Origin of the sequence: Micromonospora sp. WMMD956 (assembly GCF_029626125.1) — a bacterium.
Taxonomy (GTDB): domain Bacteria; phylum Actinomycetota; class Actinomycetes; order Mycobacteriales; family Micromonosporaceae; genus Micromonospora; species Micromonospora carbonacea.
The window spans coordinates 3217379-3235742 of record NZ_JARUBI010000005.1 but is presented as its reverse complement, the minus strand read 5'-3'; the positions used below and the strand labels follow the sequence as shown (position 1 = coordinate 3235742).

At 74.9% G+C, this 18364-nt stretch carries 16 protein-coding genes; 9 read left to right on the top strand and 7 right to left on the bottom strand.

Annotated features, from left to right (window positions below; translation table 11 throughout):
- Window position 1 precedes the first annotated feature (1 nt).
- Complete coding sequence (locus O7628_RS14890) at window positions 2–2386, top strand: excinuclease ABC subunit UvrA (RefSeq protein WP_278131182.1); 2385 nt, start codon at window positions 2–4, stop codon at window positions 2384–2386.
- An 88-nt stretch (window positions 2387–2474) separates the two neighbouring features.
- On the opposite strand, the gene O7628_RS14885 is transcribed toward O7628_RS14890, so the two are convergent.
- A complete protein-coding gene (locus O7628_RS14885) occupies window positions 2475–2867 on the bottom strand; it encodes a PPOX class F420-dependent oxidoreductase (RefSeq protein WP_278131180.1) in 393 nt (130 codons plus the stop codon).
- A 164-nt stretch (window positions 2868–3031) separates the two neighbouring features.
- Between O7628_RS14885 and O7628_RS14880 the strand changes: the two genes are divergently transcribed.
- The 5 genes from O7628_RS14880 to O7628_RS14860 all read left to right on the top strand — a co-directional run bounded on the left by O7628_RS14880 (window position 3032) and on the right by O7628_RS14860 (window position 8210).
- Window positions 3032–3697: an FKBP-type peptidyl-prolyl cis-trans isomerase gene (locus tag O7628_RS14880; protein WP_278131178.1), complete on the top strand. Its 666-nt coding sequence runs from the start codon at window positions 3032–3034 to the stop codon at window positions 3695–3697.
- Between the two features lie 156 nt (window positions 3698–3853).
- Window positions 3854–4678: a hypothetical protein gene (locus O7628_RS14875; RefSeq protein WP_278136315.1), complete on the top strand. Its 825-nt coding sequence runs from the start codon at window positions 3854–3856 to the stop codon at window positions 4676–4678.
- 160 nt (window positions 4679–4838) lie between these two features.
- Window positions 4839–5492, top strand: coding sequence for an HAD family phosphatase (locus O7628_RS14870; protein ID WP_278131177.1), 654 nt, complete (start codon window positions 4839–4841; stop codon window positions 5490–5492).
- Window positions 5493–5603: 111 nt separating this feature from the next.
- Entirely contained in the window at window positions 5604–6740 is a 1137-nt protein-coding gene (locus O7628_RS14865) for a glutathione-independent formaldehyde dehydrogenase (protein WP_074475287.1), read from the top strand.
- A 444-nt stretch (window positions 6741–7184) separates the two neighbouring features.
- On the top strand, window positions 7185–8210 hold the full coding sequence (locus tag O7628_RS14860) for an NADPH:quinone reductase (RefSeq protein WP_278131175.1): 1026 nt from the start codon (window positions 7185–7187) through the stop codon (window positions 8208–8210).
- Window positions 8211–8430: 220 nt separating this feature from the next.
- Here O7628_RS14860 and O7628_RS14855 read toward each other — a convergent pair whose 3' ends face one another.
- Window positions 8431–10080: a fatty acid--CoA ligase gene (locus O7628_RS14855; RefSeq protein WP_278131173.1), complete on the bottom strand. Its 1650-nt coding sequence runs from the start codon at window positions 10078–10080 to the stop codon at window positions 8431–8433.
- Between the two features lie 56 nt (window positions 10081–10136).
- Between O7628_RS14855 and O7628_RS14850 the strand changes: the two genes are divergently transcribed.
- Window positions 10137–10628, top strand: a complete 492-nt coding sequence (locus O7628_RS14850; protein WP_074475290.1) for an NUDIX domain-containing protein — start codon at window positions 10137–10139, stop codon at window positions 10626–10628.
- Window positions 10629–10687: 59 nt separating this feature from the next.
- Here the strand turns inward: O7628_RS14850 and O7628_RS14845 are convergent, their stop codons facing one another.
- Window positions 10688–12358, bottom strand: coding sequence for an MDR family MFS transporter (locus O7628_RS14845; RefSeq protein WP_278131171.1), 1671 nt, complete (start codon window positions 12356–12358; stop codon window positions 10688–10690).
- Between the two features lie 61 nt (window positions 12359–12419).
- Window positions 12420–12971, bottom strand: coding sequence for a type 1 glutamine amidotransferase domain-containing protein (locus O7628_RS14840; protein WP_278131169.1), 552 nt, complete (start codon window positions 12969–12971; stop codon window positions 12420–12422).
- Window positions 12972–13070: 99 nt separating this feature from the next.
- Between O7628_RS14840 and rfaE2 the strand changes: the two genes are divergently transcribed.
- Together rfaE2 and O7628_RS14830 are read left to right on the top strand one after the other, a co-directional pair.
- On the top strand, window positions 13071–15131 hold the full coding sequence (rfaE2, locus tag O7628_RS14835; RefSeq protein ID WP_278131167.1) for a D-glycero-beta-D-manno-heptose 1-phosphate adenylyltransferase: 2061 nt from the start codon (window positions 13071–13073) through the stop codon (window positions 15129–15131).
- Entirely contained in the window at window positions 15128–16033 is a 906-nt protein-coding gene (locus O7628_RS14830) for a glycosyltransferase (RefSeq protein ID WP_278131165.1), read from the top strand. Before rfaE2 ends, O7628_RS14830 begins: the two co-directional genes overlap by 4 nt.
- 45 nt (window positions 16034–16078) lie before the next feature.
- Here O7628_RS14830 and O7628_RS14825 read toward each other — a convergent pair whose 3' ends face one another.
- From O7628_RS14825 to O7628_RS14815, 3 genes are read right to left on the bottom strand one after another with little or no spacing between them, the layout of a single operon-like run.
- Window positions 16079–17212, bottom strand: a complete 1134-nt coding sequence (locus O7628_RS14825) for a glycosyltransferase family 9 protein (protein ID WP_278131162.1) — start codon at window positions 17210–17212, stop codon at window positions 16079–16081.
- Between the two features lie 14 nt (window positions 17213–17226).
- On the bottom strand, window positions 17227–17796 hold the full coding sequence (locus O7628_RS14820; protein ID WP_278131160.1) for an Hsp20/alpha crystallin family protein: 570 nt from the start codon (window positions 17794–17796) through the stop codon (window positions 17227–17229).
- Window positions 17793–18299 carry a DUF2231 domain-containing protein gene (locus O7628_RS14815; RefSeq protein ID WP_074475296.1) on the bottom strand — a complete coding sequence of 169 codons (507 nt, stop codon included), beginning with the start codon at window positions 18297–18299 and terminating at the stop codon, window positions 17793–17795. Before O7628_RS14815 ends, O7628_RS14820 begins: the two co-directional genes overlap by 4 nt.
- Window positions 18300–18364 lie beyond the last annotated feature (65 nt).

Below are 18364 nucleotides of genomic sequence, written 5' to 3'. Positions count from 1 at the left end.
CATGGCAGCGGCAACGGGGCCGGGGCCGACCGCGCCGGGCGTCACCCGGGGGCACGACCTGATCCGGGTGCGGGGCGCCCGGGAGAACAACCTCAAGGACGTCAGCGTCGACCTGCCGAAGCGGCAGCTCACCGTGTTCACCGGCGTGTCCGGCTCCGGCAAGAGCTCGCTGGTGTTCGGCACCATCGCGGCGGAGTCGCAGCGGCTGATCAACGAGACGTACAGCGCCTTCGTGCAGGGCTTCCTGCCGACCCTGGCCCGGCCCGAGGTCGACGTGCTCGACGGGCTGACCACGGCGATCGTCGTCGACCAGCAGCGGCTGGGCGGCGATGTGCGCTCGACGGTCGGCACCGTCACCGACGCCAACGCGATGCTGCGCATCCTGTTCAGCCGGCTGGGGCGGCCGCACGTCGGGCCGCCGGCCGCGTTCTCCTTCAACGTGCCGTCGGTGCGGGCGAGCGGCGCGATCACGGTGGAGCGCGGCGGCGGCCGGACCGTGCGGCAGACCTTCACCCGCACCGGCGGCATGTGCCCGCGCTGCGAGGGCCGGGGCACGGTCTCCGACCTCGACCTCACCCAGCTCTTCGACGACTCGTTGTCGATCGCCCAGGGCGCGATCACCATCCCCGGCTGGAAGGCCGACAGCTTCTGGACGGTGCGGGTCTACGCCGAGTCGGGGTTCCTCGACCCGCACAAGCCGATCCGCGAGTTCACGGCGCAGGAGCGGCACGACTTCCTGCACCGGGAGCCGACCCGGGTGAAGGTGGAGGGCGTCAACCTCACGTACGAGGGACTGATCCCCAAGATCCGCAAGTCGTTCCTCGCCAAGGACCGGGAGGCGATGCAGCCGCACGTCCGCGCGTTCGTGGACCGGGCGGTCACCTTCACCGCGTGCCCGGAGTGCGGCGGCACCCGGCTCAGCGAGGCCGCCCGCGCCGCCCGGATCGGCGGCGTCAACATCGCCGACGCCTGCGCCATGCAGATCAGCGACCTGGCCGGATGGGTGCGTGGCCTCGACGAGCCGTCGGTGGCGCCGCTGCTGGACAAGCTGCACCAGACCCTCGCCTCGTTCGTGGAGATCGGGCTGGGCTACCTGTCGCTGGACCGGCCGTCGGGCACGCTGTCGGGCGGCGAGGCGCAGCGGGTGAAGATGCTGCGGCACCTCGGCTCCCCGCTCACCGACGTCACGTACGTCTTCGACGAGCCCACGACGGGCCTGCACCCGCACGACGTCAGGCGGATGAACGACCTGCTGCTGCGGCTGCGGGACAAGGGCAACACGGTGCTCGTCGTGGAGCACAAACCGGACACCGTCGCCATCGCCGACCACGTCGTCGACCTGGGGCCCGGCGCGGGCGCGGCCGGCGGGGCCGTCTGCTACGAGGGCACCGTCGAGGGGCTGCGGGCCAGCGGCACCGCGACCGGCCGTCACCTCGCCGACCGGGTCGCCCTGAAGGAGACGGTACGCACGCCCACGGGCCGGCTGCCGATCCGGGGCGCGTCGACGCACAACCTGCGCGACGTCGACGTCGACATCCCGCTCGGCGTGCTCGTCGTCGTCACCGGCGTGGCCGGCTCGGGCAAGAGCTCGCTGGTGCACGGCTCGATCCCGGCCGGCGCGGGGGTCGTGTCGGTCGACCAGAGCCCGATCCGGGGCTCGCGGCGGAGCAACCCGGCGACGTACACCGGGCTGCTCGACCCGGTCCGCAAGGCGTTCGCGAAGGCCAACGGCGTGAAGCCGGCGCTGTTCAGCGCCAACTCGGAGGGCGCCTGCCCCGGCTGCAACGGCGCGGGCGTGGTCTACGTGGACCTGGCGGTGATGGCCGGGGTCGCGACGGTGTGCGAGGAGTGCGAGGGGCGGCGGTTCGAGGCGTCGGTGCTGGAACACCGCCTCGGCGGCCGGGACATCGCCGAGGTGCTGGCGATGCCGGTGGCCGAGGCGCGGGAGTTCTTCGCCGCCGGCGAGGCCCGTACGCCGGCCGCGCGGGCGGTCCTCGACCGCCTCGCCGACGTGGGGCTCGGGTATCTCACCCTGGGCCAGCCGCTCAGCACGCTCTCCGGCGGCGAGCGGCAGCGGCTCAGGCTGGCCACCCACCTGGGCACCCAGGGCGGCGTCTACGTCCTCGACGAGCCGACCGCCGGCCTGCACCTCGCCGACGTCGGGCAGCTGCTGGGGCTGCTCGACCGGCTCGTCGACGCCGGCAAGTCGGTGATCGTCGTCGAGCACCACCTGGCGGTCGTGGCGCACGCCGACTGGATCGTCGACCTCGGCCCCGGGGCGGGCCACGACGGGGGCCGGATCGTCTTCGAGGGCACTCCGGCCGACCTGGCCGCCGCCCGCTCCACGCTCACGGGCGAGCACCTGGCCGCGTACGTCGGGGGGTAAGGAAGGGCCCCTTGTTAACGCATCCGGTAGAGAAGGGTCCCCTTCTCACCGCAGCCTGTTAAGAAGGGGCCCTTCCTTGCAAGCGGGGTCAGCCGCGGCCGAGCTTCTGGGTGGGGGTGATCCGGACGATCACCCGCACCTCGCCGGGCTGCCCGAACGGGTAGGTCTCCTGGCCGAGATATTTCTGCGCCATCCTGTCGATGTGCGCGTCGGCCCCCTCCTCGACGAACTCGGCGGTGCCCTTGACCCACAGGGTGCGGAAGTCGTTGGCCTTGTCCACCACGGAGACGGCCACGACCGGGTTCCGCTGGATGTTGTTGTACTTCTGCCGGCCCTTGGCGGTGTTGAACACGATGTGCTCGCCGTCCGTGTCCACCCAGACCGGCGTGACGTGCGGGCTGCCGTCGGGCTCGATGGTGGCCACGTGGGCGAGCTGCGGTTCGGCCAGCAGGGCCAGGTCTTCTTCGGTGAGGATCGCCATGGTCGAAAAACTACCCCCGTCGACGCCCGCGCGCCGGCAACCGCAGCCCGCCGGACCGGTACGGGTGGCGGCCGAGGCAGCACCGTGGGCAGCAGGGCGGGTACCGTGTGCGCTGGCCTCGGCAGCGGCCGCCGGGCCCCCCACCTCTTGATCAGGGAGTCGACGTGAGCGAGCGTGTGCAGAACCGGTCGGCGGGCCAGGGCCCGGGCAAGGCGGAGCGCCGGCTGGCCGCCCAGCTGGCGGCGAAGAAGGCCGCCGAGAAGAAGCGCCGCCTCCAGTCGATCGTCGGCGCGCTCGCCGGTGTCGCCGTCGTCGGCGTGCTGATCACCGTTTTCGTGGTGGTCAACCAGGGTAAGGACGACGCGCCGGAGGAGGTGGCCTCCGCCCCGTCGGCGACCGCGCCGGCCGAGGAGCAGCCCCCCAGCGCGCCGCCCGCCCCGCAGCTTCCCGAGGGGTCGGACCCGGCACTGGCCACCAAGCCGAAGGTCGAGGCGGGCAAGGGCGAGCTGAAGAAGCTCACCGTCAAGACGCTGATCGAGGGCAAGGGCGCGGCGGTGAAGTCCGGGCAGCAGATCACCACCAACTACGTGGGCGTGTTCTACGCCGACGGCAAGGAGTTCGACGCCTCCTGGAACAGCGGCCAGCCGGCCACCTTCCCGATCGGCGTCGGCCAGGTCATCAAGGGTTGGGACCAGGGGCTCGTCGGGGTCAAGGTGGGCAGCCGGGTCCAGCTCGACATCCCCGCCGACCTGGCGTACGGCAACGACTCCTCGGGCGGCCGGCCGGCCGGCCCGCTGCGGTTCGTCGTCGACGTGCTCGCCGCGCAGTAGCCCGCACCTGGTGCGGTAGTTCACAGGAGTCTTCTTCCCGTCGCCTACGACCAGTAGGTTCGGGGTCACCGTGGGCGGTCCCGCCCGCCGCACGGTGACCCCATCGACGCGGAGGTGCACGTGGCGGCGCTGGACGATCCGGGGCTCGCCCGGCTGATGTGGACGCACTTCGAGCCGGTGCACACCGTGACCTACTTCCATCCGCGGGCGCGGGCGGCGTTCGAGGCGGTCGGGCTGCGCGGCTTCTGGCGGGGCTACTTCGCGGGCCGGGTCGCCCCGCTGGGCGCCGTGGAGGCCGCCCCGGTGGTGGCCGCGTTCTTCAGCTTCGCCCCGCCCGTGGTGGCGCGGGCGGTGCCGGCGGTGTGGCAGCTCGTGACCCCGGCCGAGGCGCTGCGGGCCCGGCTCACCGGTGCCGTGCAGGCGCTGGCGGAGCTGGCGTACGAGCTGCCGGAGCGGCACCTCGCCGAGGCCGCCGAGCTGCTGGAGGAGGCCGCCGGCGCGGCGCGGCCGGAGGGCCGGGTGCTGGGTGCGGCCAACGCCGCCCTGCCGGCCGCCGAATACCCGCTGGCCCGGCTGTGGCAGGCCGCGACGACGCTGCGGGAGCACCGGGGCGACGGGCACATCGCGGCGCTGGTCGCCGCCGGCCTGGACCCGGTGGAGACGCTCGCCTGGCGGGTCGCCGAGGGCATGCCGGAGCTGAACCTGCTGGGCCGGGGCTGGTCGCCGCAGGAGTGGGAGGCGGCGGCCGGGCGGCTCGCCGAGCGCGGCTGGCTGACCGGCGACGGGAAGCCGACCGAGCACGGCCGGGCGGAGTTCCGGGCGGTCGAGGACGCCACGGACGTGGCCGCCCTGCACCCGTGGCAGGCGCTCGGCGCGGAGCGCACCGACCGGCTGCGGGAGCTGCTGGAGCCGTTGGCCCGGGCCGGGCACACGGTGATCCCGCCGGAGAACCCGATCCGCCTGCCGCCGCTGCCGGCCTGACACCCCGGGGTCGCGGCGCACGCCGCCGGACCGCCGGCCGGGCGGCCGGTGGCGGGCCACCCGCCGCCGAGCTGCCGGTGGCGGACCACCCGCCGCCGACGAGGCCGGTAGCGGGCCGCCCCGGAGGGCGGGCTGCCGGCGGTTCGGGCAGGATGGTGCCGTGGCGGATGCGGTGGTCTTCGACCTGGACGGCGTGATCGTGGACTCCGAGCCGGTCTGGGAGGAGGTGCGCCGGGCGTACGTGGCGACGCACGGCGGCACCTGGCAGCCCGACACCCAGCGGCGGCTGATGGGGATGAGCACGGGCGAGTGGGCCCGCTACCTCAGCGGCGAGCTGGGCGTCGACCGGACGGCCGAGCAGGTGGCCGTCGAGGTGGTCGACGAGATGGCCCGGCGGTACGCCGAGCGCGTACCGGTGATCGACGGGGCCGACGAGGTGGTGCGCCGGCTGGCGGCGCGGTGGCCGTTGGGGCTGGCCAGCTCCTCGCCGACGCGGCTGATCGCGGCGGCGCTGGCGGCGACGGGCCTGACGGAGGCGTTCGGCGCGACCCTGTCGACGGAGGAGACCGAGCGGGGCAAGCCGGCCCCGGACGTCTACCTGGAGGTGGCCCGGCGGCTCGGCGTCGATCCGACGCGCTGCGTGGCGGTGGAGGACTCCTCGAACGGGGTGCGGTCCGCCGCCGCGGCGGGGATGCGGGTGGTGGCGGTGCCGCACGGGGCGTACCCGTTGGATCCGGACGCCGAGGCGCTCGCGGCCGTGGTGCTGCCGGCGGTGGGTGACCTGACGCCGGAGGTCGTCGCCGACCTCGGCTGACTGCGGGCCGGCGGCGCGGCCACGGGGCCGGGCCGACGGATCAGGCGGATCGGCCGACCGGTCTGCCTGAATCGCGGTCTTCACCCGGCTTGCCCACCTACCGTCGGTGGCATGAGGGCTGTGGTGTACCAGGGGCCGCACGAGGTGGCGGTGAACGAGGTCCCCGATCCGCGGATCGAGGCGCCGAACGACGTGATCGTCAGGATCACCACGACCGCGATCTGCGGCTCGGACCTGCACATGTACGAGGGCCGCACGCTGGCCGAGCCGGGCATCGTCTTCGGCCACGAGAACATGGGCGTGGTGGAGGAGGTCGGGCCCGGGGTCGTGCACATCCGCAAGGGCGACCGGGTCTCGATGCCGTTCAACGTGGCGTGCGGGTTCTGCCGCAACTGCCGGGAGGGGAAGACGGGGTTCTGCCTCACGGTGAACCCGGGCTTCGCCGGGGGCGCGTACGGCTACGTCGCGATGGGGCCGTACCGGGGCGGGCAGGCCGAGTACCTGCGGGTGCCGTTCGCCGACTTCAACTGCCTGCGGCTGCCGCCCGGCACGGAGCACGAGAACGACTTCGCGATGCTTGCCGACATCTTCCCGACCGGGTATCACGGGGTGGCGATGACCGGGCTGCGCCCCGGCGAGAACATCACCGTGATGGGCGGCGGGCCGGTGGGGCTGATGGCCGCGTACTCGGCGCTGCTGATGGGCGCGGCCGAGGTGTTCCTGGTGGACAAGGTCCCCGACCGGCTGCGGCTGGCCGAGTCGATCGGCGCGATCCCGGTCGACTTCACCGCCGGCGACCCCGTGGAGCAGATCCGCGAGCAGACCGACGGGGTCGGCACCGACCGGGGAGTGGACGCGGTGGGCTACCAGGCGTCCGGGGCGGGCGGCGAGGAGCACCCGGCGGCGGTGCTGAACAGCCTCGTGGAGGTCGTCCGGCCGACCGGGTCGCTCGGGGTGGTCGGGCTGTACCTGGCGCACGACCCGGGCGCGCCGGACGAGCGGGCGGGCCGGGGCGAACTGGTGTTCAAGGTCGGCAAGTTCTTCGAGAAGGGCCTGCGGATGGGGACGGGGCAGGCCAACGTGAAGTCGTACAACGAGTACCTGCGGAACATGATCATGGCGGGGCGGGCGAAGCCGAGCTTCGTGGTGAGCAAGGAGCTGCCGCTGGCCGACGCGCCGGAGGCGTACCAGCGCTTCGACAAGCGCGAGGCCGGCTACTCGAAGGTGGTGCTGAAGCCGGCCGCGTAGGCCGGCCCGGCGCGGGCGGTGGAGCCGGCCGGATGGCCACCCCGCCCCCGCGCCGGGCTCAGATCGCCCGGCTCCGGCTCGTCCACGGCAGCCGCCGCCCGGCCGGATCCCCGGGGGCCGGCGGTGGTTCCGGACGCGGTGGTTCCGGACGCGGTGATGCTGGGCGCGGTGGTTCGGCACGCGGCGGTGCGAGGCGTCCCGCCCCCGAACTCGGCCGGTCCGCGCCCGGCACCGGCCGGGCTGCCCCCGGCGCGGCCCGGCCCGTCGGGGGCGGCGTCACGCCCGTCACCGGTTTGTCCCGCATCAGCACTCCCCTACCTCCGTGTACCTGGTTATACGGTGCCGGTGGCGGGTGGGATCGGAATGAAGCGAGATCACCCGGGTAGCGGACCGGGGACGGGTCCGCGACGGGCCCGCCGCAGGCGAGGGTGAGGAGCGACGGCGATGCGGGCAATCGTGTACGAGAGCAACGGCGACGCCTCGGTGCTGCGCCTGGTCGACCGGCCGGTGCCGGAGCCGGGGCCCGGCGAGGTGCTCGTCCGGGTGGCCGTCTCCGGGGTGAACCCGACCGACTGGAAGGCCCGCCGGGCCACGCCCCCGCCGGCGGGCTGGCAGATCCCCGGCCAGGACGGCGCCGGGGTGGTGGAGGCCGTCGGGGCGGGGGTCGACCGGCACCTGATCGGCGAGCGGGTGTGGCTCTGGGAGGCCGCCTGGCAACGCCCGTGGGGCACCGCCGCCGAGTACACGGTGGTGCCGGTCCGGCAGGCGGTGCCCCTCGGCGACGCCTCCTTCGACGTGGGGGCGGCCCTGGGCATCCCGTTCCTCACCGCGCACCGTTGCCTCACCGCCGGGGAGACGATGCCGGGCCGGCTGCACCCCGGGGCGCTCGCCGACCACACCGTGCTGGTGCAGGGCGGGGCGGGCGCGGTCGGCAACGCGGCGATCCAGCTCGCCCGCTGGGCCGACGCCACCGTCGTCGCCACCGTCAGCAGCGCGGAGAAGGCCAACCTCGCGGCGGCGGCCGGCGCGTCGTTCGTCGTGAACTACCGGGAGCAGGACGTCGTCGAGGAGGTCCGCAGGATCGCCCCGGACGGCGTGCACACGATCGTCGAGGTGTCGGCGGCGCGCAACGCGGCGACCGACGTGCGGGTGCTGCGTGCCGGCGGGGCGGTCTGTGTCTACGCCGACGACGGCGGGGGCGAGGTGACGCTGCCGATCCGGCCGCTGATGGCCCCCAACGCCCGCTGGCAGTTCGTGCTGGTCTACACCGCCCCGGCGGCGGCCAAGGCGCAGGCCGTCGCCGACGTGTCGGCGGCCGCCGCGCAGGGCGGCATCCGGGTGGGCGCGGAGGCCGGGCTGCCGCTGCACCGTCACCCGCTGGCCGCGACGGCGGCGGCCCACGCGGCGGTGGAGCACTCGGTGGTCGGCAAGGTGCTGGTCACGACGGCCGGGGAGACGGACGCCGGGTAGGGCGCGGGCGTCGACCGGGCCGGCACCGGAGTGGGGCGTTCACCGGCTGTTTTCCCCGTCGCCAGGACAGAGCCGAACAAGTTTCGCAAGAATGGAGGGGCGGGTGAACCGCCCCTGGGCGGGCGGCCCCGGCGCGGTGCGAACGCCGGGGCCGCCCTTGGGGGGAGGGAGGTCTAGGAGTACTTCCCTGCCCATTCAGGCGGCGGTGCGCCTGAAATTGTTACGGCGTCGTCAACTCCCGGACAGTCAGGCCCCCCTCGGCGTACCGGGACCGGACGACCTTCTTGTCGAACTTGCCGACGCTGGTCTTCGGCACCGCCTCGACGAACGCCCACCGTTCCGGCAGCTGCCAGCGCGCCACCGAGCCGGCCAGGAAGTCGCGCAGCTCCTCGGCGGTCACCTCGGCGCCCTCGCGGACCACCACCGTGGCCAGGGGCCGCTCGTCCCAGCGCTCGTCCGGCACGCCCACCACGCAGGCCTCCAGCACCGCCGGGTGGGCCATCAGGGCGTTCTCCAGCTCGACCGAGGAGATCCACTCGCCGCCGGACTTGATCACATCCTTCGCCCGGTCGGTGAGGGTGAGGTAGCCGTCGGGCGACAGCGTCCCGACGTCGCCCGTGCGCAGCCAGCCGTCGCGGAACTTCTCCTCGTCCGGGGCGTCGTCGCCGACGTACCGGGCGGTCACCCACGGCCCCCGGACCTCCAGCTCCCCGACGGAGGTGGCGTCGGCGGGCAGCGGCTCGCCCAGCGGGCCCACGATCCGCGCGGCCACCCCGGCCGGGACGCGGCCCTGCGTGTACCGGTAGCGCCAGGCGTCCTCGCCGGTCGCCCCCGCCGGCGGCCGGGCCACCGAGCCCAGCGGGGACATCTCGGTCATCCCCCAGGCGTGGATCACGTCGACGTGGTGCCGCTCGTCGAACGCGTGCATGAGGGCGGGCGGGCAGGCCGAGCCGCCGACGATGACCTCCTTCAGCGAGGAGGTGTCGACGTCGTGCGCGTCGAGGTGGGCCAGCAGGTCGGTCCAGATGGTCGGCACCGCGCCGGCCAGGGTGGGCCGCTCGGCGGCGATCATCGCGGCGATGGGGGCGGCCTGGAGGAACCGGTCCGGCATGATCAGCGACGCGCCGGAGAGGAACGCCGCGTACGGCAGCCCCCAGGACATCGCATGGAACATCGGCACGATGGCCAGCTCCCGGTCGGTCGGCCCGAGGCCGAACCCCTCCGGCATGCAGATCTGCAACGAGTGCAGGTAGATCGACCGGTGCGAGTAGGCCACCCCCTTGGGGTTGCCGGTGGTCCCGGAGGTGTAGCAGAGGGCGGCGGCGTCGCGCTCGTCGACCTCCGGCCAGTCGAAGACCTCAGGCTTGCCGGCCAGCAGGGCGTCCCAGTGGTGTACGGCGATCCGGTCGCCCGCCGCCGCCACCAGCGGGGCGGGGTCGCCCCCGCCGACGACCACCACGTGCCGCACCGTGGCCAGCTCGCCGATGACCCGGGCCAGCAGCGGGATCAGCGTCGAGTCGACGAGCACCACCCGGTCCTGCGCGTGGTTGGCGATGTAGGCGACCTGGTCGGGGAAGAGCCGCAGGTTCAGCGTGTGCAGCACCGCGCCCATGCTGGGCACCGCGAAGTAGGCCACCAGGTGCTCGTTGTTGTTCCACATGAACGTGGCGACCCGCTCGTCGCCGGTCACCCCGCACTCGTCGCGCAGCGCGTGGGCCAGCCGGGCCGCCGCCCGCCCCACCTCGGCGTACGACATGCGCCGCGGCTCGCCGCCGGTCCAGGTGACCACCTCGGCGGCGCCGTGCACCGTGGCGCCGTGTTCGAGGATCCGGGCGACCTGGAGCGGGGCGTCCATCATCGTGCTACGCATGGGTAACAAGCTAGTGTCGGCGGTCATCCGTTGGGAACCCCCGTTAGGTTGTCCGGGTGAGCATCTCCTGGGCCGACTCGTACGTGGGGCAGCTTCGCGCCCTCGCCGGTGACCGCACCCTGATGTTCGTCGGCGCTCGCGCGGTGGTCCGCGACAGCGCCGGCCGGGTGCTGCTGATCCAACGCTCCGACAACGGCCACTGGGCCATGCCGGCCGGCGCGATGGAGCTGGGCGAGTCGATCGCCGACTGCGCGGTGCGCGAGGTGCGCGAGGAGACGGGGCTGCGCGCCCTGCGGGTGGGGGCGTTCGCCCTCTACACCGGACCGGACCGGATCACCACCAACATGTTCGGCCATACCTACCAGCTCTTCACCGTCGCCTTCCGCGTCGAGGACTGGGACGGCGAGCTGGTCCGGGTCACCGACGAGACCACCGACGCCGGCTTCTTCCACCGCGACCGGTTCCCCGCCCCGCTGTCGGCCTCCGTCACCGAGACCCTCGCCGACCTGGACGTCTTCGAGCAGGCCAACCGCCTCATCCTCAAGTAGCCGGGGGCCGGGGCCCGGCCGCCCGGCTCCACCACGCCCGGGAAGGGGCGGGGCGGGGCTCACAGCATCGTCTGGCTCTTGGCCTCCATCTCGGCGGCGGCCTCCGCCCGCGACTCCTTCGCCAGCGGCTTGCCGCCCGGGGCGGGAGCCTTCCCGCCCAGCGGGTCGGCCCCGCCCGCCGCGCCGCGCGGCCCCGCCCCGCGCAGCTTCTCGTTCGGCAGCGCCAGGGTCACCAGCACCGCCACGACGGCGATCAGCCCGGTGGTGAGGAAGACCAGGTGCAGCGACTCCACGAAGGCGGCCTGGATGGCGGCGCGCACCGGGCCGGGCAGGGCCAGGATCGTCGCCGGGTCGTTGATCGACACGTTGTTCCCGCCGCCGGCCAGCACCGCCGCCCGCTGCTGCGGCGGGAGCTGCGCGAGCGCGGCCGGCATCCGGGCGGCGAGCTGGTCGGCGAGCCGGGACGACAGCACCGCACCGAGGATCGCCACCCCGAACGAGCCGCCCAGCGACCGGAAGAACGTCGCCGAGGAGGTGCCCGCGCCGAGGTCGCGGGGGCCCACCGAGTTCTGTACGGCGAGGATCAGCGACTGCATCGACAGCCCCAGCCCGACGCCGATGACCGTCAGGTAGCCGAACGCCAGCCACAGCGACGTGTCGACGGCCAGGCGGGTGAACAGCAGCATGCCGACGAGCAGCACCGCCGACCCGGCGACGGGGAACCACTTGTACCGGCCGATCCGGGTCATCGCCCGGCCGGTGAGGATCGAGGTGACGATGATGCCGGCCATCATCGGCAGCATGAGCAGGCCGCTGCGGGTCGGCGAGGCGCCCTTGACGATCTGGAGATACAGCGGGATGAAGATGATCGACCCGAACATCACCAGGCCGAGGACGAAACCCGCCCCGTTGGCCAGCGCGAACGTCCGGCTGCGGAACAGCCGCAGCGGCAGGATCGGCTCGGCAACCCGGGCCTCCTGGAGCAGGAAGAGCCCGCCCAGCACCGCACCGGCCGCGAACAGCCCGATGATCACGGCGGAGCCCCAGGCGTACGAGGTGCCGCCCCAGCTCAGCGCGAGCAGCAGGCAGCTCACCCCGGCGACCAGCAGCGCCGCGCCGAGCCAGTCGATCGCGTGCTCCCGCCGCTGGAACGGGATGAGCCGCATGACGTGGTAGCAGACCACGATGGCCAGGATCGCCAGCGGCACGTTCAGGTAGAAGATCCACCGCCAGTTGGCCTCGGCGAAGTAGCCGCCGACCAGCGGCCCGGCCACCGAGGCGATGCCGAACACCGCCCCGAACAGGCCCTGGTAGCGACCGCGTTCCCGGGGCGACACCACGTCCGAGATGATCGTGAAGGCGAGCGTCATCAGGCCGCCCGCGCCGAGGCCCTGCACGCCCCGGGTCACGATCAACTGGGTCATGTCCTGCGACAGCCCGGCGAGCAGCGAGCCGAGCAGGAACGTCCCGATGGAGAAGAGGAACACCGGCCGGCGGCCGTACAGGTCGGCCATCTTGCCGTACAGCGGGGTGGAGGCGGTGGAGGCGAGCAGGTACGCGGTGACCACCCACGAGTAGTGGTCGATCCCGCCCAGCTCGCCGACGATGGTGGGCAGCGCCGTGCCGACGATGGTCTGGTCCAGCGCGGCGAGCAGCATGCCCGTCATCAGGCCGAACATGAGCAGGCGTAGCTGCCGGGGGTGCAACACCGGGCTTTCTTGCGTGGTCATCCCGCCTTCTATCCCGCCCGGCGCGGATCATGCCGGCCGGGCGGGAAGAAGCGTGCCGCGCTCAGTGCCGGCCCTCGGCGAACTCCTCGACGATCTTGGCGCAGAAGGCCGGCAGGTCGTCCGGCTTGCGGCTGCTGACCAGCCCGTCGTCCGTGACGACCGGCTCGTCGACCCAGGTCGCGCCCGCGTTCGTCAGGTCGGTGCGCAGGCTCGGCCACGAGGTGATCCGGCGGCCCCGCACCACGTCCGCCTCGACCAGCGTCCACGGGCCGTGGCAGATCACCCCGACCGGCTTGCCGGCGTCGAAGAACGCCCTCACGAACCGGACCGCGTCGGGGTCGGTGCGCAGGAAGTCCGGGTTCGCCACCCCGCCGGGCAGCACCAGGCCGTCGTACCGGTCGGCGTCCGCGTCGGCCACGGTCACCTCCACGTCGTACGTCCCGCCGTGGTCCAGATGGTCGAATGCCTGGATCTTGCCCGGCTTGAGCGAGACCAGCTCAGCCGTCGCCCCGGCGTTCTCGACCGCCTCGCGTGGTCGGGTGTACTCGACCTCCTCCACGCCGTCGGTGGCCAGGAAGGCGATCCGCCTGCCGCGCAGTGTCGTCGCTGCCATGTCGTGTCTCCTCTCCGGGGTTCCTCTGGACGGTTCCCGGGGCCCGCCGCCCGAAACCGGCCAGGTTTGATCGCACGGGTCGGGGGGACCCGGGGTGACATGGCAGGAGCAGCAGCGGAAGAGCGCCGGCTCGCCACCGTCGTGGAGAGCTGGCTGGGTCGTCCCGTGCTGGTGATCGGCGACGCCATGCTCGACGAGTGGCGGTTCGCCGAGTCCGACCGGCTCTGCCGGGAGGCCCCGGCCCCCGTCCTCACCCTGCGCCGGCGCATCTCGGCGGCCGGCGGGGCGGCGAACACCGCCGTCAACGTGGCCGCCCTCGGCGGACGGGCGGTGCTGGTCGCCCCGGTCGGCGCGGACGTCGCCGGGGACGAGCTGCACGACTGCCTCGACCGGGCCGGGGTCTGGGACCGCACGGTCGCCCAGCCCGGCCGGCACACCCCGGTGAAGCGGCGGATGCTCGCCGGCAACCAGATCCTGCTGCGCGAGGACTCCGGCGGCCCCGACGACGCGCTCGACACCGACGGGGTGCAGCGGCTGCTGACCGCCCTGGAATGCGCCACCGAGGAGCTGCGGGCCGCCGCCGGTGGCGAGACGCCCACCCTGGTCGTCTGCGACTACGGGCTGGGCGCGCTGCCCGCGCCCGTCCGCGCCTGGCTGGTCGCCGCCCGCGACCGGTACGCCACGATCGCCCTCGACGCGCACGACCTGGCCGACTGGCGGGGGCTCGCGCCGACCGTGGTCACCCCGAGCTTCGCGGAGGCGACCCGGCTGCTCGCCCGCGCCGCCTCGCGTACCGACTCGCACCTGCACCTGGACCACCCGGCGGCCGACCCTACGGACGGGCCCTCGGAGCTGAGCGTGGGCACCGCGCCGGGCGCGGCGGGTTCCCCGGCGGTCTCCGCGCCGGCCGGGATGCCGGGGGCCGGAGCGCCGGGGGCCGGAGTCCCGGGGGCCGGAGTGCCGGGGGCCGGAGTCCCGGGGACCGGAGTCCCGGGGACCGGAGTCCCGGGGGCCGGAGTCCCGGAGGCCGCGCCGCCGCCGGCCGGGGCGCCGCTCGGCCCGCCCACCGGCGGGACCGGCGAGCCGACGCCCGGCGAGGACCGGGTGGCGATGACCGGCGACGGGCTCAGCGTCACCGGGACCGGCGTCACCGTGAGCGCGCTGGCCGGCGAGGGGGTGGACCGGGCCGTGCTGGCCGAGGCCCGCCTCGCCGAGCTGCGCGCGCACACCGGGGCGGACGTGGTCGCGGTGACCCTGGACACCGAGGGCGCGGTGGTCGGCGGCGCGGACGGCGCCTCCCGGCGCAGCCACAGCACCCCGGTCCCGGCGAGCCACGCCGTCGGCGCGGGGGACGCCTACCTGGCCGCGATGACGCTGGCGCTGGCCGCCGCCGCGCCCCTGCCGACCGCCGCGCAGCTCGCCCAGCTCGCCGCCACCATCACCGTGTCGGACACCGGCACCTGCGTGTGCCGACGGGAGGACCTGCTGCACGCGCTCGGCGCGCGCGGCGACGACGCCGGGCACCCCGTGCTGGTGGCCCCGGACGAGCTGGCGGCCATCGTGGAGACCCAGCGCGGCGCGGGCCGGGCGGTGGTCTTCACCAACGGCTGCTTCGACGTGCTGCACCCGGGGCACGTGCGCTACCTGGAGCAGGCGCGGGCCCTCGGGGACCTACTGGTGGTGGCGGTCAACTCCGACGGCAGCGTACGCCGGTTGAAGGGCCCGGACCGGCCGGTCAACCCGGTGGAGGACCGGGTCGCCCTGCTCGCCGCCCTGGCCTGCGTGGACCACGTGGTGATCTTCGAGGAGGACTCCCCGGCGGGCCTGATCGAGGTCGTCCGCCCCGACGTGTACGTCAAGGGCGGCGACTACCCGCCGGAGATGGTGCCGGAGGCCCCGCTGGTGCGCCGGCTCGGCGGACAGGTCCGCACCCTCGGCTACGTGCCCGACCGGTCCACCTCCGCGATCATCGACCGCATCCGGGCGCACGGCCACGGGACCGTGCCGGGCGGGCCGGAGCGGGTGGACGCGCGCGGCCGACCGGCTGTCCCGGGCGAGGCGGAGCAGGTGGACGCGCGCCGCCACGCGGCCGTGCCGGTCGAGCCGGAGCAGGTGGACGCGCGCGGTTCCCGGGCGTCGACGCCGGGCCGGCCGGCGTGAACCGACCGGCCTCCCCCGCCTCGGGTCGCGTCGACCGACCGCTCGACCCCGGCACGGCCGACGGGTTCCGCCGCGGGCGGCAGCTCGACGTGCTGATCCCGACCCGCAACCGGCCCGCCGAGCTGGCGGTCACCCTCGCCGGGCTGGCCGCCCAGGAGGGCGTCGCCGGGTTCGGCGTGGTGGTCAGCGACCAGTCCGACGGGGACCCCGCGTACGCCCACCCGGCCGCCGCGACGATGGTGCGGGCGCTGCGCCACCGGGGCCACCCGGTGCTGCTGACCCGGCGGCTGCCGCGGCGGGGGCTGGCCGAGCACCGGGCGTACCTGCTGGCCGCCTCGGTCGCCCGGTACGTGCTCTGCCTCGACGACGACGTCTGGCTGGAGCCGGGCACCCTGCGCCGGCTGGTCACCGCGATCGGCGAGCTGGGCTGCGGCTTCGTCGGCAACGCGGTGCACGGGCTGTCGTACGTCGACGACGTCCGGCCGCAGACCCACCGGCACTACGAGGAGTGGGCGGGCCGGCCGGTGCCGGAGCGCGTCCGCCCCGGCACCCCGCAGTGGCAGCGGGCGTCGATCCACTCGGCGGCGAACCTGCTGCACGTCACCGCGGGGCTGCGCCTGCCGGCGGGGGCGTGGCGGGCGTACAAGGTCTCCTGGGTCGGCGGGTGCGTGCTGTACGACCGGGCGGCGCTGGTCGACTCGGGCGGCTTCGACTTCTGGCGGCGGGTGCAGCCCAACCACCAAGGCGAGGACGTGGCCGCCCAGCTCGCGGTGCTGGAGCGCCACGGCGGCGCGGGCGTCCTGCCCAGCGGCGCCTACCACCTGGAGTCGCCGACCACGGTCACCGAGCGGGACGTCGAGGCGTGGGAGGTCGTGCTCGCCGACTCCCCCGAGCGGGTGTGAGAAGGGGACCCTTCTCGACCGAATGCGTTAACAGGGGGCCCTTCCTTACCCGGCCAGCAGGTCGTGGGCCGCCTCCAGCACCTCGATCGCCGGCACGTCGGCGACGAACGAGTCCCGGTGCGGGCACTCGCCGTCGCCGGGGCGGTGCGGGTAGATCCCGGGGGTGCAGTCGACGCCGCAGACCGGGCAGCGCACCGTCCAGGAGGCGATCGGGCGGTGCCGGCCGCGCAGCAGGTGCCCCCCGTTGATCAGGTTGCCGATCCAGTAGACCCCCACCGTGGGGGTGCCGACGGCGCCGGCCAGGTGCAGCGGGCCGGTGTCGTTGGAGACCACCAGCGCGCAGCCGGCGTAGCAGGCGGCGAGCCCGCCGAGGCCGAGCGCGCCGACGAGCGGGCGCACCGGCACGCCGGCCGCCGCGACCACCCGGTCCACCACGTCCCGTTCGGCGGGGGTGCCGGTGACCAGCACCTCGTAGCCGTCGCCGGCCAGGGCGCGGGCGACCTCGGCGAACCGTCCGGCCGGCCAGCGCCGCCGCGTGTCGGTGGCCCCCGGGTGCAGGGCCACCCGGGGCCGCCCCGGCGGGCCGAGCACCCCGTCGGCCTCGGCCCGGTCGGCGGCGGTGACCGCCAGCGTGGGGACGATCCCGGCGGGTGGCGCGCCGACCAGGCCGACCACCTCCAGGTAGCGCAGCACCTCGTGCTGGTAGTAGACGTAGCGGATCCACCGGTCCAGCGGCGGGGCGTCCTCGGCGCGCAGCCCGGCGGTGACCCGCGCGCCGAGCGCGCCGACGATCGGGTTGGAGTTGCCCCCGCCGCCGTGCAGTTGCAGCGCCAGGTCGAAGCGTTCGGCGCGGGCGGCGGCCAGGAAGTCGTCCATCGGCGTCTGCGGCTCGTCCGCGACGGGCTCGCGGATGCCGGGCGCGGGCGGGACCACCAGCACCCGGTCCACCGGGCCGGGCCGGTCGCGCCAGAGCTGCGCGTGCCACGGCGCGCCGAGCAGCACGATCTCCGCCTCCGGGTACGCGGCGCGCAGCGCCTCCAGCGCGGGCAGGATGAAGATGAAGTCGCCGAGCGCGTTGGCGCGCAGCACGGCGATCCGCGCGACGCCGGGGACGCGCCCGCCGGGCGCGGCCGGCGCGGCGGCGCCGCCCAGCGGGCCGGACGTCGACGGGGTGCCCATCCCTGCCCGGCCCGCTACGGCCGGTCGATCTCGTCGACGGCCGCGTCCGGGTGGTGGAGCTCCCGGTCGGCGGCGGGGTCGACGGGGGCGGGTGCGCCCGTGCCGGCGTGACCGGCGGTGCTCCCCTGCCGGCCCGCCCCCCGGTAGCCGGTGCGGCCGACGGTGATGGTGCGCGGGGTGGGCCGGGCGGCCCGGGGCAGCCGGACCCGCAGCAGCCCGTGGTCCATCACGGCGTCGATGCGGTCGGGGTCGACCCGGGCCGGGAGGCCGACGCGGTACTCGAAGCCCCGGGTCTCGAAGCCGCCGGGGATGCCCTGGTCGGCGTTGACCTCGGCCTCCGACCGGGCCCGGACGCACAGCTCCCGGTCGTCCAGCTCGACGGCCACCTCCTCGGGGGCCACGCCGGGCAGCCGGACGACGACCTCCCAGCCGTCGGCGGTCTCGCCCAGCTCCACCTCGGGCGGGCCGGACCGGCCGCCGCCGACGAGGCGGCTCAGCTCGGCGCGCAGCGACTGGAGCTCCCCCATCGGGTCCCAGCTCTGCTGCCGGCCGCGCCGGCCACGGCCGTCGGGCTGCTGGCTCATCGCACGTCTCCGATCCGCTGGCCGGCGGCCTGGGGCCGCAGCGAGCTGGGCGCGTCGAGGCCGGCGTCGGTGTCGACGCCGACGCCGAGCCGGTCGACCAGTTCGCCGCCGAGCCAGGCGCTCGCGCCGAGGATGGCCAGCGCGACGACCTCGATGGCGATCAGCGCGCCGCCGGCGGCCCGCGACTCGGCGTTGAGCCGGACGACCCAGACGGCGGCGAAGAGGAGGATCACCGCGAGGTTGGCGGCGGCGTGGGTGAGGCCCACCCGCTTGGCGCGGGTGCCGGTGGGGATGGCCAGCAGGTCGAACGCGCCGGCCGCCGCGGCCAGCAGGCCGCCGATCAGGCCGACGGTGATGTTCCAGTACGCCACCTCGCCGAGGAAGGCCGGGCCGCCGACGGTGTCGACGACGTCGAAGATCACGGCGGTGACCAGCAGGCCGACCGGGAACGTGATCAGCATCGGGTGCACGGGGTGCCCGAGCACCTTGAGTCGGCTCTCCATCGCGGCCTCCGTTGGTCGTCCGTGCACGGTTGCGGGCTGGCTGCTGGTTCTCGGCTGGACTGCTG